Origin of the sequence: Pedobacter sp. MR22-3, assembly GCF_026240075.1 — a bacterium.
Classification (GTDB): Bacteria; Bacteroidota; Bacteroidia; order Sphingobacteriales; family Sphingobacteriaceae; genus Pedobacter.
Genome location: NZ_JAPIVF010000001.1, coordinates 301103 through 315310, shown reverse-complemented (window position 1 = coordinate 315310; position 14208 = coordinate 301103). Strand labels below are relative to the sequence as shown.

General features: G+C 38.3%; 15 protein-coding genes. All 15 read left to right on the top strand.

Going from position 1 to position 14208, the window contains the following annotated elements; all coding sequences use genetic code 11:
- Window positions 1-52: 52 nt before the first annotated feature.
- The 15 genes from OQ267_RS01430 (at window position 53) to OQ267_RS01360 (ending at window position 14206) form a co-directional block, all read left to right on the top strand.
- The gene (locus OQ267_RS01430) at window positions 53-1768 is read left to right on the top strand and encodes a tetratricopeptide repeat protein (RefSeq protein ID WP_088299791.1); all 1716 of its coding nucleotides are present in this window, start codon (window positions 53-55) and stop codon (window positions 1766-1768) included.
- 81 nt (window positions 1769-1849) lie between these two features.
- Window positions 1850-2221, top strand: a complete 372-nt coding sequence (locus OQ267_RS01425; protein ID WP_088299790.1) for an NADH-quinone oxidoreductase subunit A — start codon at window positions 1850-1852, stop codon at window positions 2219-2221.
- A gap of 185 nt (window positions 2222-2406) precedes the next feature.
- A complete protein-coding gene (locus OQ267_RS01420; RefSeq protein WP_088299789.1) occupies window positions 2407-2949 on the top strand; it encodes an NADH-quinone oxidoreductase subunit B in 543 nt (180 codons plus the stop codon).
- Window positions 2949-3449, top strand: a complete 501-nt coding sequence (locus tag OQ267_RS01415; protein WP_088299788.1) for an NADH-quinone oxidoreductase subunit C — start codon at window positions 2949-2951, stop codon at window positions 3447-3449. The genes OQ267_RS01420 and OQ267_RS01415 overlap by 1 nt, the downstream gene beginning before the upstream one ends.
- 5 nt (window positions 3450-3454) lie before the next feature.
- Window positions 3455-4669, top strand: coding sequence for an NADH-quinone oxidoreductase subunit D (locus OQ267_RS01410; protein ID WP_265819262.1), 1215 nt, complete (start codon window positions 3455-3457; stop codon window positions 4667-4669).
- On the top strand, window positions 4662-5177 hold the full coding sequence (gene nuoE, locus OQ267_RS01405; protein WP_265819261.1) for an NADH-quinone oxidoreductase subunit NuoE: 516 nt from the start codon (window positions 4662-4664) through the stop codon (window positions 5175-5177). Before OQ267_RS01410 ends, nuoE begins: the two co-directional genes overlap by 8 nt.
- Before the next feature lie 76 nt (window positions 5178-5253).
- Window positions 5254-6621, top strand: coding sequence for an NADH-quinone oxidoreductase subunit NuoF (gene nuoF, locus OQ267_RS01400; RefSeq protein WP_265834626.1), 1368 nt, complete (start codon window positions 5254-5256; stop codon window positions 6619-6621).
- A 59-nt stretch (window positions 6622-6680) separates the two neighbouring features.
- Window positions 6681-7229: an ORF6N domain-containing protein gene (locus OQ267_RS01395; RefSeq protein ID WP_088299784.1), complete on the top strand. Its 549-nt coding sequence runs from the start codon at window positions 6681-6683 to the stop codon at window positions 7227-7229.
- Between the two features lie 60 nt (window positions 7230-7289).
- Complete coding sequence (locus OQ267_RS01390; RefSeq protein WP_088299783.1) at window positions 7290-8300, top strand: 2Fe-2S iron-sulfur cluster-binding protein; 1011 nt, start codon at window positions 7290-7292, stop codon at window positions 8298-8300.
- On the top strand, window positions 8300-9337 hold the full coding sequence (gene nuoH / locus OQ267_RS01385) for an NADH-quinone oxidoreductase subunit NuoH (RefSeq protein ID WP_088299782.1): 1038 nt from the start codon (window positions 8300-8302) through the stop codon (window positions 9335-9337). Before OQ267_RS01390 ends, nuoH begins: the two co-directional genes overlap by 1 nt.
- A 2-nt stretch (window positions 9338-9339) precedes the next feature.
- The gene (locus tag OQ267_RS01380) at window positions 9340-9843 is read left to right on the top strand and encodes a NuoI/complex I 23 kDa subunit family protein (RefSeq protein WP_088299781.1); all 504 of its coding nucleotides are present in this window, start codon (window positions 9340-9342) and stop codon (window positions 9841-9843) included.
- A 131-nt stretch (window positions 9844-9974) separates the two neighbouring features.
- Window positions 9975-10478: an NADH-quinone oxidoreductase subunit J gene (locus OQ267_RS01375; protein WP_088299780.1), complete on the top strand. Its 504-nt coding sequence runs from the start codon at window positions 9975-9977 to the stop codon at window positions 10476-10478.
- Window positions 10478-10807 carry an NADH-quinone oxidoreductase subunit NuoK gene (gene nuoK / locus OQ267_RS01370; protein WP_010601897.1) on the top strand — a complete coding sequence of 110 codons (330 nt, stop codon included), beginning with the start codon at window positions 10478-10480 and terminating at the stop codon, window positions 10805-10807. The genes OQ267_RS01375 and nuoK overlap by 1 nt, the downstream gene beginning before the upstream one ends.
- 13 nt (window positions 10808-10820) lie before the next feature.
- Window positions 10821-12722 (top strand): NADH-quinone oxidoreductase subunit L, encoded by a 1902-nt coding sequence (nuoL, locus tag OQ267_RS01365; protein ID WP_322974701.1) that lies wholly within the window; start codon window positions 10821-10823, stop codon window positions 12720-12722.
- Window positions 12723-12742: 20 nt separating this feature from the next.
- Entirely contained in the window at window positions 12743-14206 is a 1464-nt protein-coding gene (locus OQ267_RS01360) for a complex I subunit 4 family protein (RefSeq protein WP_265834625.1), read from the top strand.
- The last annotated feature ends 2 nt before the right edge of the window (window positions 14207-14208 follow it).

The following is a 14208-nucleotide window of genomic DNA, read 5'->3' as shown; positions in this document are numbered from 1 at the left end:
ACGAAGTTATCTCAACAGACACTTCATTTTTATTAAAAAAACAGAATATCCGATGAAAATTTTAAAGAAAGCAATAACCTTAAATGTAGGTTTGGTGTTGATGGGTTCTGCAGTTTTTGCTCAAAATTTAAATGATGCGAAAAAAGCCATTGACGCTGAACAATATCAGAAAGCAACATCAATGCTAAAATCATTGGTAAGCTCACAAGCTTCAAATGGCGATAATTATTATAATCTGGGTTTGGTTTATTTAAAAACAGGTTATATTGATTCAGCCCGTGCTGTTTTTACTAAAGGCGTAACAGCAGATGCCAAGAATAACTTAAACCTGATTGGTTTAGGTGAAGCAGATATGTTATCTAATAACCCAACTTCTGCTAAAACCAATTTCGATAAAGCAATCGAAATGGACAAAAAAAATTATAAAACCTATCTGGAAATCGGTAAAGCTTATTTAGCGCAGGATAAACCCAGTGATGATGTGTCTAAACCAGATTTTACCAATGCTTTAGCGAATATTACTAAGGCTGATGAATTAGATTCGAAAGATAAGGATGCAGAGGTTTTCTTGGCTTTAGGTGATGCTTATGCGTTGCAAAAGAAAAATTCTGAGGCATTAGGTCCTTACATGCGTGTTGGTGATGTAGATCCTAACAATCGCAGGGCTAAAACGCAGATTGGTAAAATGTATAAAGAATCAAGAGCGTTTCCTGAAGGTGAAAAAGAATTACAGGATGTAATCGCTGCTGATCCGAACTATGGACCGGCTTATCGTGAATTAGGTGAGCTTTATCTACAATGGAGTAGTTTTGGTACAGATCAGGAAAAAGCTAAAAAAGGAATTGAGAACTATAAAAAATATATGGATTTAACAGATAAATCTTTAGAGTCTCAGTTACGTTATGCACAATTCTTGTTTTATGCAAAGGATTACGCAACATTAGAGCAGGTAGCATCAACAATCCAGGCTCCGGCAAATGATCCAAAAAGTGCTGTTGTTTCTAGGTTAAAAGGATGGGCTGCTTACGAGAATAAAAATTATCCTGCAGCTTTAACCAGTATGAATGAGTTCTTTGCAAAAGAAAAAGATCCAAATAAAATCTTGGGCTTCGATTATTTGTACTTAGGTAAAGCACAGTTGAAATCTGGACAGGATAGTTTGGCATTAATTAATATTACTAAAGCTGTAGAAAAAGATTCAACCAACGTTGAAGCATTAGCAGAGGTGGCTAAAACCTTCTTTGACGCAAAGAAATATACAAAGGCTGCTCAAATATATGATAAAGTAATTGCTGCTAATCCTAATGGAAAAGGTGTATTATACAGTTATTTTTATGATGGCTTAGCTTATTACTTTGATTATGCTACTCAATATTCAGCAAAGAAAAACCCTTCAAAAGATTTATTAGTGAAGGCGGATTCATCTATTGCTAAAGTAGCTCAGCTTGCTCCGGAAACTACTGATGCATATTTATATCGTGCAAGAGTTAATAGTTTATTGGATGATGAAAAAGCACCAAAAGGATTAATGGTGCCTCATTTTGAAATGTTTATCAAAAAGGTAACTGAAAAACCAGAATTGGTTACACCGAATGCTAAAAAATTATCAGAAGCATATGATAACCTTGGAGGATATTATTTCAATACTGATAAAGCAAAAGCGAAAGAATACTTTGATAAGAGCGTTGCTGTATATCCAACAGGAACATTTGCTGCTGCAAAGCTGAAAGAGTTATCTGCTCCTGCAGCAAAAGGAAAAGGTAAATAATTTCAAGTTAAATAATTTAGAAAAGGCAGCGTTTGGTTACTCTGCCTTTTTCTTTTACTTTTGCATCAGAAAATATATATTATGCAAGCACAAAGTACCTCAATAGATTTTTTACCCATTATATTTCAAGTCGTAGTTGCTTTGGGTTTCGTGGTTACCACTTTGGTGGCTACACACTTTTTAGGTCCAAAACGTAAAACAAGTGATAAGCTTGAGGTATTTGAGGCCGGCGTTAAGAGCGTAGGTAATGCCCGTCAGCCTTTCTCTATCAAATATTTTGTAGTGGCTATTCTTTTTGTATTATTTGATATTGAAGTAATTTTCATGTATCCATGGGCTGTGAATTTCAGAGCACTTAGAATGGATGGGATGATTGAAATGTTCATCTTCATGGGGACATTACTTTTAGGATTTATTTATGTAATAAAGAAAAAAGTTTTAGACTGGAACTAGTTCGGTTGGCCATTCTTGGTTAGCTAATTTTAACTGAAAACTAAAAGTTAACAACTACACTAACTTATATCTTCTTTATTTATTTAGAAAGGTTCTAAATCAGGTTAAGCTTGTTTAATTGCCTTTTAAATATTGTAAATTTGTTGCTCATTCTGCAAAGGGATGAGCATTTTTTGTTTATAAACATGAGTGAAATTAATATAGTAGATGCGCCTCCAGGAACCGAAGGGCCTGGTTATTTTGCCACTTCTTTAGATAAAGTAATTGGTTTGGCGCGCTCCAATTCATTATGGCCACTGCCTTTTGCCACTTCCTGTTGTGGTATTGAATTTATGGCAACTATGGGATCTCACTATGATCTTGGTCGTTTTGGCGCAGAGCGCTTAAGCTTTTCTCCACGTCAGGCAGATGTTTTAATGGTGATGGGAACTATTGCAAAAAAAATGGCTCCGGTATTAAAGCAGGTTTATATCCAGATGGCTGAGCCACGCTGGGTAATGGCTGTTGGTGCTTGTGCCAGTAGTGGGGGAATTTTTGATACTTATTCCGTTTTACAGGGTATTGATGAAGTTATTCCTGTTGATGTTTACGTACCGGGTTGCCCACCAAGGCCTGAAGCTATTTTAGATGGCTTCCAACGTATTCAGGATTTGGTAAGAAACGAATCAGGCAGAAGAAGAAACTCAGATTATTATAAAGATCTTTTAGGTCAATACGGCATTAAATAATGGAAGAAACTACGCTAAATAACGACATCCACGTTAAGCTGACTGAAAAGTTTGGTGAAAAAGTTACTGCCGTTTCTGAGCCTTATGGTTTTTTAACTATCGTAACCTACAAAGATGTGATCATTAATGTGCTTTCTTATCTCAAAGAAGAATTAAAGTTCAATTTTCTTACTGATATTACTGCGGTTCATTATCCGGGTAAAGATCATGGTATTGCGGTGGTTTACCATCTGAATAATATGGTAGAGCGAGTAAGGATCAGAATTAAGGTTTTTATCTCTGAGCAAAATCCAACCATTCCTACGGCAACAACTGTTTGGAAAGGTGCTAACTGGATGGAGCGTGAAACGTATGATTTGTTTGGGGTTAAATTTGAAGGCCACCCAGATTTACGCCGTATTTTAAATATGGATGATTTAGGTGTACATCCGATGTTGAAACAATATCCATTGGAAGACCCTAACAGAGTTGATAAAAAAGATGAATTTTTTGGAAGGTAATTTATATGAATCATAACCATCCGGTATATACAGATAACGATCCGCAAAGTGAGCTGGTAACCTTGAACTTAGGTCCAACACACCCTGCAACCCACGGTGTTTTTCAAAACGTTTTGCAATTAGATGGCGAGCGGATTGTAAGCGGCGTTTCTACAATTGGGTATATTCACCGTGCTTTCGAAAAGATTGCTGAACATCGCCCTTTTTATCAAATCACGCCACTTACTGATCGGTTAAACTATTGTTCATCGCCTATTAATAACATGGGCTGGCATATGACAGTTGAAAAATTACTGAACATCCAGATGCCAAAACGTGTTGATTATCTTCGCGTAATCATCATGGAGCTTTCCCGTATCGCTGATCACATTATCTGTAATACGATTATCGGTCAGGATACCGGTGCAACGACAACTTTCCTTTATCTGTTCCAGTTTCGCGAACACATTTACGAGATTTTTGAAGAGGTTTGCGGGGCTCGTTTAACAACTAACATTGGTCGTATTGGTGGTTTTGAAAGAGATTTCAATGAAATTGCCTTTGCCAAAATCAATAAATTTTTAAAAGAGTTTCCGGTAGCTTTAAAAGAGTTTGAAAATCTTTTAACCCGTAACCGTATTTTTATCGACAGAACAGCAGGGGTTGCTGAAGTTACGAAAGAAACTGCCCTGGAATATAGCTGGACAGGTCCGCTTTTGCGTGCGACAGGTGTAGATTATGATGTTCGGGTAAGTGATCCTTACTCTTCCTATCAGGATTTCGATTTTGAAGTCCCGGTAGGTACAAGTGGTGATATCTATGATAGATATCTGGTGCGTAATGAAGAAATGTGGCAGAGTGTTCGCATCATCGAACAAGCACTGGTGAAGTTAAAAACAGAACCTAAAGGTATTTTTCATGCCGATGTTCCTGATTTTTATCTTCCTCCGAAACAAGAAGTGTATAATAATATGGAAGCATTGATCTATCACTTTAAAATTGTGATGGGAGAGATTGATGCACCAAAGGCAGAAGTTTACCATGCCGTGGAAGGCGGAAACGGCGAGTTAGGTTTCTATCTGATTAATGATGGAGGGCGTACACCATATCGCTTGCACTTCCGCAGACCAAGTTTTGTAAATTACCAGATGTTTGCACCAATGAGTGAAGGCATGTTATTGTCTGATGCCATTATCAACATGAGTAGTATGAATATCATTGCAGGAGAATTAGATGCTTAAAGTAGAAGAACAAACACCTGTACAATTTTCATCAGAATTGTTAGCCAAATTTGATGATGTTAAAAGTCGCTATCCTGAAGGGAAAGAAAAATCAGCATTGCTGCCATTATTACATTTGGTACAGGCAGAATACCTTTGGGTAAGTACTCCGGCGATGGATAAGGTTGCCGAATACTTAAATATTCAGCCCATTGAAGTATATGAAGTGGCTACATTTTATACGATGTATTTTTTAAAACCCCAAGGTAAATATGCTTTGGAGGTTTGCCGTACAGGGCCTTGTTGCCTGGTTGGTGCAGAAAAAATATTAGATCACCTCGAAGCAAAGCTGGGTGTTAAAGAAGGTGAAGTCACAGCAGATGGTTTATTTAGCTTTAGAGGAGTTGAATGTTTAGCTGCCTGTGGATTTGGTCCGGTTTTGCAAATTAGCCCGGAATATACTTTCTACGAAAACTTAACTACAGAAAGTGTAGATCAATTGATTGAAGATTTGAAAAATAAGTCTTAAGTCTTAAGTCTTAAGTCGTGAGTCATTTTGGATTCGAGACTTAAGACTTAAGACTACGGACTATAGACTAATAAAAATGTCTCGAAAACTGTTACTTGAGCATATAAACGTACCAGGCATCAATACACTTGAGGTCTATCGCCAAAAAGGCGGGTACCGTGCCGTGGAGAAAGCCCTTAGAACTTTAACACCTGAAGAGATTGTTGAAGAAGTTAAGAAATCAGGTTTGCGCGGTCGTGGTGGTGCGGGTTTCCCAACGGGAATGAAATGGAGTTTTTTGGCTAAACCAGAAGGAGTTGCGCGCTATTTAGTATGCAATGCTGATGAGTCTGAGCCGGGAACTTTTAAAGACCGTTACCTGATGACTTACATTCCTCATGCTTTAATCGAAGGAATGATTGTTTCCAGTTTTGCCCTGGGTGCGAAGGTTTCATACATCTACGTTCGTGGAGAAATGATGCCTCAAATCCGTATTTTGGAAAAGGCAATTGCTGAGGCAAAAGCTGCCGGATGGTTAGGTAAAAACATTTTAGGAACAGGTTACGATTTAGAATTATATGTTCAGCCCGGTGGTGGTGCTTACATTTGTGGAGAAGAAACCGCTTTGTTAGAATCACTTGAGGGTAAAAGGGGTAATCCGAGGATTAAGCCACCATTCCCTGCGATTGCTGGTTTATATGGCTGCCCAACGGTAGTCAATAACGTAGAATCGATTGCTGCAGTGGTACCAATTATCAATGATGGTGGCGATGAATACGCAAAAATAGGTATTGGTAGAAGTACAGGTACAAAATTAATATCAGCATCAGGAAACTTAGTAAAACCTGGTGTTTATGAAATTGAATTAGGCTTACCAGTTGAAGAATTTATCTATTCTGATGAATATTGTGGAGGTATTGCGAATGGTAAACGCTTAAAAGCAACAGTTGCAGGTGGGTCATCTGTTCCTGTTTTACCGGCTAATTTAACTTTAAAGTTAGCTAACGGAGAACCTCGCTTAATGAGTTACGAATCTTTATCAGAAGGCGGATTTGCTACCGGAACCATGATGGGTTCAGGTGGTTTTATTGCTTTTGATGAAGACCAGTGTATTGTTCGTAATACCTGGAATTTCTCCCGTTTTTATCATCACGAAAGTTGCGGACAATGTTCGCCATGCCGTGAAGGTACCGGATGGATGGAAAAAGTGTTACACAAAATTGAACATGGTCATGGATCGATGGATGATGTGGATTTGCTTTGGGATATCCAACGGAAGATTGAAGGTAATACCATTTGTCCATTAGGAGATGCAGCAGCTTGGCCTGTAGCAAGTGCAATTCGTCATTTCAGAGATGAATTTGAGTGGCACATTAAAGAACCCGTTAAAAGCCAGAGCCAAAACTACGGTATTGCTAATTATGCAACACCGATTGAAAAAGCGCCGGTAACAGAAGAGAAATAAAATCCTAAGGTCGCAATTTGTAACCTTAGGATTTAACTTAATACGATAAAAATATGTAGATGAAAGAAGAAATATCACCAGTAATCATCCCCAACGAAGTAATAATTAATAAAATATATCTTTTTAGAGGAGTAAAGGTGATGTTAGATTCTGATTTGGCAGAGCTCTTTGGTGTTGATACTAAACGGTTAAAAGAGCAGGTTCGAAGAAACATAGTGCGTTTTCCGGAACACTTTATGTTTGAATTGACGAAAGAAGAAAATGATGTTCTAAGGTCGCAATTTGCGACCTTAGAACAAGGGAAATACTCAAAATATCTACCGTTCGCATTTAGCGAACATGGTATTTTGCAATTATCAAATGTTTTAAAAAGTAATCAGGCGATAGCGGTAAGTATTAAAATTATTGATGTATTTGTACAGCTCCGAACAATGGTTTTGAGCAATACAGAAATCAGATTAGAAGTAGAAAAGATAAAAAAGAAGGTAGATCATCAGGATAAAAACATTGAAGTCATCTTCAGGTATTTTGATGAACTACTCGAACAGAAAGAAAAACCAAGAAAAGAAATTGGTTACAAAATCTCGAAAGAGAAAAATAAATTATAAAGATTGCTAAACGCCTAATAATATTGGCATAGTGCTTAAAAATAAAGATTATCATTAACCATGAGTGAAAAAGTTAAGGTTACGATAGATGGAATAGCAGTAGAGGTTGATAACGGAACCACTATCCTGAATGCTGCAAGGCAAATAGGTGGTGATATCGTACCTCCGGCCATGTGCTACTATTCTAAGTTAGAAGGAAGTGGTGGTAAATGCCGTACCTGTATTGTTAAGGTAACAAAAGGTTCGGAAAAAGATCCGCGTCCAATGCCAAAGCTAGTGGCATCTTGCCGTACAACCGTAATGGATGGAATGGAAGTGTTAAACATTACTTCTCCAGAGGTTTTGGAAGCACGCGCTGGTGTAGTCGAGATTTTATTAATTAACCACCCGTTAGATTGTCCGGTTTGCGATCAGGCAGGGGAGTGTGATTTGCAAAACTTAGGTTACGAGCATGGATTGCAAAAAACACGTTATGAGTTTGAGCGCCGTACTTTTGATCGTATCGATATTGGTGATCAGATTCAGTTGCACATGAATCGCTGTATTCTGTGTTACCGTTGCGTTTTTACTGCCGATCAGATTACCAACAAGCGTGTTCATGGAATCTTAAACCGCGGCGATCATTCTGAAATTTCAACGTATATACAGCAGGCCGTAGATAATGATTTCTCCGGAAATGTGATTGATGTTTGCCCGGTTGGAGCACTAACCGATAGAACTTTCCGTTTCAAAAACCGGGTTTGGTTTACCAAACCGGTTGATGCACACCGCAATTGTGACCATGAAAAATGCAACGGTAAAGTGACACTTTGGTACAAAGGAGAAGATGTTTTACGTGTTACGGCCCGTAAAGATCAGTTTGGAGAGGTTGAAGAATTTATTTGTAATACTTGTCGTTTTGATAAGAAAGCAACTTCCGACTGGACTATTGAGCATCCAACACATATTGATGATACTTCAGTAATTGCATCTAATCATTACGAAACACTAAGGCCACTTCCGGTAATTAAGCCAAATGCGGCACTACAGGCGGCAAATGAAATTGAATTACATAAAACAGTAAAATACTAATGGATACAGGTTTTATCATAGAGAAATTTATTCTGGTAGCGGTTATTTTCGGTATCAGTTTGGTTGTAGCCATGTATTCCACTTATGCGGAGCGTAAGGTTGCAGCTTATCTGCAAGACCGTTTAGGTCCGGATAGAGCTGGTCCGTTTGGAATACTGCAACCTTTAGCCGATGGTGTAAAAATGTTTATGAAAGAGGAAATCATCCCCGCTTCATCAAATAAGTGGTTATTTATTGTGGGCCCGGGTTTGGCTTTGCTTTGTGCCTGTATCGGTACGGCGGTTATTCCCTGGGGCAGCCCGATGGAAATTGGCGGTAAAGTTGTTCCATTACAGGTAGCTGACATCAACGTTGGCGTTTTATACATCTTTGGCGTGGTTTCTTTAGGCGTTTATGGGGTAATGATTGGCGGTTGGGCATCGAATAATAAGTATTCATTATTGAGTGCCATTCGTGCAGCATCACAAAACATCAGCTATGAAATTGCAATGGGTTTATCTATCATCGCATTGCTTTTGATGACCAATACTTTAAGTTTAAAAACCATTGTTGAGCAACAACATGGCTGGCATTGGAATGTATTATATCAACCATTGGGATTTCTGATATTCATGGTTTGTTCTTTTGCAGAAACCAACCGTGCGCCTTTCGACTTGCCTGAATGTGAAACGGAATTAATAGGCGGTTACCACACGGAATATTCATCCATGAAATTAGGTTTTTACCTGTTTGCAGAATACATCAACATGTTTGTTTCATCAGCAGTAATGGCCACTTTATACTTTGGCGGGTATAACTATCCAGGCATGGATTATATGGCTACTTTGCTTGGGCCAACATGGGCACCACTTTTTGGTGTGGGTGTTTTCTTTCTGAAAATAGTTTTTTTCATCTTTTTCTTCATGTGGGTACGCTGGACAATCCCTCGTTTCCGTTATGATCAGTTGATGAATTTAGGTTGGAAAGGTTTAATACCTTTGGCCATTGCCAACATTATAATAACCGGAGTTGTGATTGCGATTATAGAGAAGTTTTAATTATGGAATCATTAAGTAACAAGAAAAAAGTACTGGAACAAAAGCCGCTGAGCTTTATGGAAAGAATGTACCTTCCGGCAATTGCAAAAGGAATGGGCATTACCATCAGCCACTTGTTCAAAAAAGAGGCTACAGTAAGATATCCGGAAGTTGAACGCGAATTTTCTGCAAACTTTAGGGGAATGCACTCACTTAAACGCGATGAAAACGGAAAAGAGCGTTGTACAGCTTGTGGTTTATGCGCATTATCCTGCCCCGCTGAAGCAATTACCATGATCGCTGCAGAACGCAAAAATGAGGAAAAGCATTTATATCGTGAGGAAAAATATGCAGCTACTTATGAAATTAACATGTTGCGTTGCATTTTCTGTGGATTATGTGAAGAAGCCTGCCCTAAAGAAGCCATTTACTTAGACGGGCCAATCGTACCTGCTGATTATTTACGTAAAGATTTTATTTACGGTAAAGATAAACTGGTTGAGGCGCCGTTGGAGATGAAAAAATAATAAATGTTGTCCTGAACTTGTTTAAGGACTAAACATTAAGATCCTGAAATAAATTCAGGAAGACGAAAATAAAAAGATTGCTTCGTACCTCGCAATGATGACGAAGAAACTAATAAACAAATAACAAATTAATGAGTACACAAGTATTCTATTTCGTAGCCACATTAAGTATCATCTTTTCGCTGATGGTGATTTTTGCTAAAAATCCAATTCATAGCGTTCTATACTTAATCCTCACCTTTTTCACATTTACGGTACATTATGTACTGTTGAATGCACAATTTTTAGCGGTTGTAAATTTCATTGTTTACATGGGAGCCATCATGGTATTATTTCTATTTGTACTGATGCTTCTCAACCTCAATAAAGAAACTGAACCGGTAAAATCACCATTAATTAAGATTGTGGGGGTAATTGCAGGCTGTTGCTTAATTGTTACCCTGGTAGGTTCATTTAAGGCTGCAAGCATTAACAGTCCGCTGATCTTAAAAAACCAGGGATTAGGCTTGGTTGAAAATTTAGGTAAGGAACTTTTTGGCCCATTCCTGTTACCATTCGAATTATCATCTCTGTTGCTATTAGCCGCAATGGTTGGGGCCGTTTTATTATCTAAAAGAGATGAGGTAGAAGCATAATGGAAAATTTAACTACACAAATGGCAGGCGTTCCGCTTAATCACTACATCTATTTATGCGCCATCATTTTCACAATTGGTGTAATCGGCGTATTAACCCGTAGAAATGCAATCGTAATTTTCATGTCGGTTGAACTCATGTTAAATGCAGTAAACCTGCTTTTGACTGCCTTTTCGGTTCACAGTAATGATCCTTCCGGACAGGTTTTTGTGTTCTTCATTATGGCGCTTGCGGCTGCAGAAGTTGCAGTGGGTTTGGCGATTATCGTAATGGTTTACAGAAATACAAAATCAATAGATATTAATGTTTTAAATCGCCTTAAGTGGTAAATATATATTAAGAATGACAATAGAACAATTGATTTGGTTAGTTCCCTTACTTCCTTTTTTAGGGTTTGTAATTAACGGACTGGGCAGAAACACTCTATCTAAAGGACTTGTTGGAATCATTGGAAGTGGCGTAATATTTGCCTCATTCATGATCAGCTTAGTTATTTTCTTTAGTTTACAAGGCGATACACAAAAATCTCACGAAGTATTTTTATTCGATTGGATAAGCGCAGGAACATTGCACATTCCACTATCATTCCTGGTTGACCCGTTGAGTTCAATTATGCTGTTGATTATTACAGGAATTGGTTTCTTAATCCATTTATATTCGACCAGCTACATGCACGATGATGCCGGATTTGGTAAATTCTTCGCTTACCTGAACCTGTTTGTATTCTTCATGCTGTTATTAGTATTGGGTTCAAATTATATCGTGATGTTTATCGGATGGGAGGGCGTAGGTTTGTGCTCATATCTGTTAATCGGTTTCTGGTATACCAACACCGCTTATGCATCGGCAGCTAAAAAGGCATTTGTCATGAACCGAATCGGTGATTTAGGCTTTTTACTAGGCGTATTCTTAATGTTCAACTTCTTCGGAAGTGTTGAATTTTCTAAAATCTTTCCTCAAGCAGCGAACATGTTGCCAGGAAATAACACACTGGTTTTAATTACTATCTTATTATTTATTGGTGCCTGTGGTAAATCGGCGCAGTTGCCTTTGTTTACCTGGTTGCCTGATGCGATGGCCGGACCAACGCCTGTTTCTGCATTAATACATGCAGCGACAATGGTAACCGCGGGAATTTATATGATTGCCCGTTCAAGCGTATTGTTTGATCTGGCACCATTTACCCAACATATTATTGCCATTATTGGTGCGGCAACCGCTTTAGTAGCTGCAATTATTGCTTTAACACAAACAGACATCAAAAAAGTATTGGCTTATTCAACCGTATCCCAATTGGGATATATGTTTTTGGGCTTAGGTGTTGGCGCTTACACAGGCTCATTTTTCCACGTGTTAACCCACGCATTCTTTAAAGCATTATTATTCCTTGGGGCTGGTTCAGTTATTCACGCCATGCATCATGAGCAGGATATGCGACAAATGGGCGGATTAAGGAAGAAACTTCCGGTAACTTTCTTAACCATGATGATCGGCACCATTGCCATCGCTGGTTTACCTCCGTTCTCTGGTTTCTTTTCTAAAGATGAAATTTTAGCACATGCTTTTCAATATAGCCCGGTACTTTGGGGTATTGGTGTATTAACTGCATTTTTAACTGCGTTCTATATGTTCAGAATGATGTTTCTTACTTTCTCCGGAAAATACAGAGGAACACATCATGAAGAAAGTCATGTGCATGAGTCGCCAAAAGCAATGACTATTCCATTAATTATTTTAGCCATTTTGGCTGCAATTGGAGGAGCAATTAACATTCCTCATGTTTTCGGTGGCAACGAGTGGCTGGCACATTGGTTATCAGGTGCAGGTGTTGCACAACATGAGTTGGATTTAAGTCATTCAACTGAATTTACATTAATGGGTGTTTCCGTTGTAGCTGCCATTTTCGCATTGCTTTATGCTTATACCAGATATGTAAAAGGTGCTCGCGTTCCTGTTGCTGATGAGGCACCACGTTCAGCTTTGGCTAAATTATCATATCATAAATTCTATCTGGATGAGATTTACGATTTCATCATTACAAAACCTTTAGATGCATTTTCAAGATTTTTCTACAGAATCATTGATACAAAATTCATCGACGGTATGGTGAACGGATTGGGATGGAGTACAAACGAGGCAAGTAAAGGTGTTCGTTTATTACAAAGTGGGAACGTAGGTTTCTATATATTTATGATGGTAGCTGGTATCATCGCATTGCTTGCTTATACATTTTATTACATCTAAAAAGGGTTCAAAAATAAATAATGGAACAACTTTTACTACTTATATTTCTTCCGCTTGCAGGTGCAATTATTACGGCCCTTGCAGGTAAGTCGGCTAAAATAGTTTCGACCGTAATTTCGGTTGCATCTCTGGGCCTGGCCTTGTTCATTGCCTGTAACTTTATTCCAGACGCAAGTACACAGTTCGAAGCAAACTTACCATGGATTGCGGATCTTGGCATTCGTTTCCATGCAGGTATCGATGGCATTAGCATGTTAGTGGTATTACTTACGAATTTGCTTATTCCGATTATCATTTTATCGAGCTACAAATACGATTATAAAAATCCGGCTGCTTTTTATGCCTTGATTTTATTCATGCAGGCTGGTTTATTATTGGTTTTTACCGCAATGGATGCTTTCTTATTTTATATAGGATGGGAAGCTGCATTGATTCCGATTTACTTTATTTGCGCATTCTGGGGCGGAAAAGATAGGATACGCATTAACATGAAATTCTTCGTTTATACGATTGCAGGTTCATTGTTTATGTTGATGGGTATTATTTATTTATACTTACAAAACCCAGCCCACAACTTCGATATTCAGGCTTTTTATGCTTTAAACTTAGATAGTGCACAACAAGGCTGGATTTTCTGGGCTTTCTTTATTGCATTCGCGATCAAGATGCCGATTTTCCCTTTCCATACCTGGCAGCCAGATACCTATACGGCAGCTCCAACTCAAGGAACGATGCTGTTATCCGGTATCATGTTGAAAATGGGTATTTACGGTGTAATCAGATGGTTGTTGCCGATTGTGCCAACGGGCGTTCAGGATTGGTCTTGTCTGGCTATGGTACTGTCCATTATCGGAATTGTTTACGCTTCACTCATTGCCTTTACTCAGAAAGACGCTAAGCGACTCGTTGCTTATTCATCTATTGCGCACGTTGGGTTAATTTCTGCCGGCATTTTTGCATTGAACCAACAAGGGATGCAAGGTGCAATGGTTCAAATGTTAAGTCATGGTATTAACGTGGTTGGTCTGTTCTTCGTTTTGGATATTATTTTCTCCAGGTTAAAAACGAATAAGATTGAAGAACTTGGCGGTATTGCTAAGTTGGCTCCACAATTGGCTATCACATTTTTAATTATTGTTTTGGGTACAGTAGCTTTACCCGGAACGAATGGTTTTATTGGTGAATTCCTGCTATTAATGGGGGTTTACAATTACGGTATATGGGCTGCTGCAATTGCAGGGCTAACCATCATTTTCGGCGCAGTTTACATGTTGCGCATGTATCAAAATATAATGCTTGGCAAAACCAACGAATTAACCATTACCTTCACAGATATTAAAGGAACTGAAAAATTAGTCCTTTACATTATTTGTGCCTTGATTATTATTTTGGGTGTTTATCCAAAACCATTATTGCATTTAACAGAGGCATCTGTACAACATTTATTAGAACAGGTACATCAAAAATTAACATCAGTAAAATAAGC

Coding starts and splice junctions, on each gene's coding strand:
- OQ267_RS01430 (WP_088299791.1), top strand. CDS start 53: ATGAAAATTTTAAAGAAAGCAATAACCTTAAATGTAGGTTTGGTGTTG.
- OQ267_RS01425 (WP_088299790.1), top strand. CDS start 1,850: ATGCAAGCACAAAGTACCTCAATAGATTTTTTACCCATTATATTTCAA.
- OQ267_RS01420 (WP_088299789.1), top strand. CDS start 2,407: ATGAGTGAAATTAATATAGTAGATGCGCCTCCAGGAACCGAAGGGCCT.
- OQ267_RS01415 (WP_088299788.1), top strand. CDS start 2,949: ATGGAAGAAACTACGCTAAATAACGACATCCACGTTAAGCTGACTGAA.
- OQ267_RS01410 (WP_265819262.1), top strand. CDS start 3,455: ATGAATCATAACCATCCGGTATATACAGATAACGATCCGCAAAGTGAG.
- nuoE (WP_265819261.1), top strand. CDS start 4,662: ATGCTTAAAGTAGAAGAACAAACACCTGTACAATTTTCATCAGAATTG.
- nuoF (WP_265834626.1), top strand. CDS start 5,254: ATGTCTCGAAAACTGTTACTTGAGCATATAAACGTACCAGGCATCAAT.
- OQ267_RS01395 (WP_088299784.1), top strand. CDS start 6,681: ATGAAAGAAGAAATATCACCAGTAATCATCCCCAACGAAGTAATAATT.
- OQ267_RS01390 (WP_088299783.1), top strand. CDS start 7,290: ATGAGTGAAAAAGTTAAGGTTACGATAGATGGAATAGCAGTAGAGGTT.
- nuoH (WP_088299782.1), top strand. CDS start 8,300: ATGGATACAGGTTTTATCATAGAGAAATTTATTCTGGTAGCGGTTATT.
- OQ267_RS01380 (WP_088299781.1), top strand. CDS start 9,340: ATGGAATCATTAAGTAACAAGAAAAAAGTACTGGAACAAAAGCCGCTG.
- OQ267_RS01375 (WP_088299780.1), top strand. CDS start 9,975: ATGAGTACACAAGTATTCTATTTCGTAGCCACATTAAGTATCATCTTT.
- nuoK (WP_010601897.1), top strand. CDS start 10,478: ATGGAAAATTTAACTACACAAATGGCAGGCGTTCCGCTTAATCACTAC.
- nuoL (WP_322974701.1), top strand. CDS start 10,821: ATGACAATAGAACAATTGATTTGGTTAGTTCCCTTACTTCCTTTTTTA.
- OQ267_RS01360 (WP_265834625.1), top strand. CDS start 12,743: ATGGAACAACTTTTACTACTTATATTTCTTCCGCTTGCAGGTGCAATT.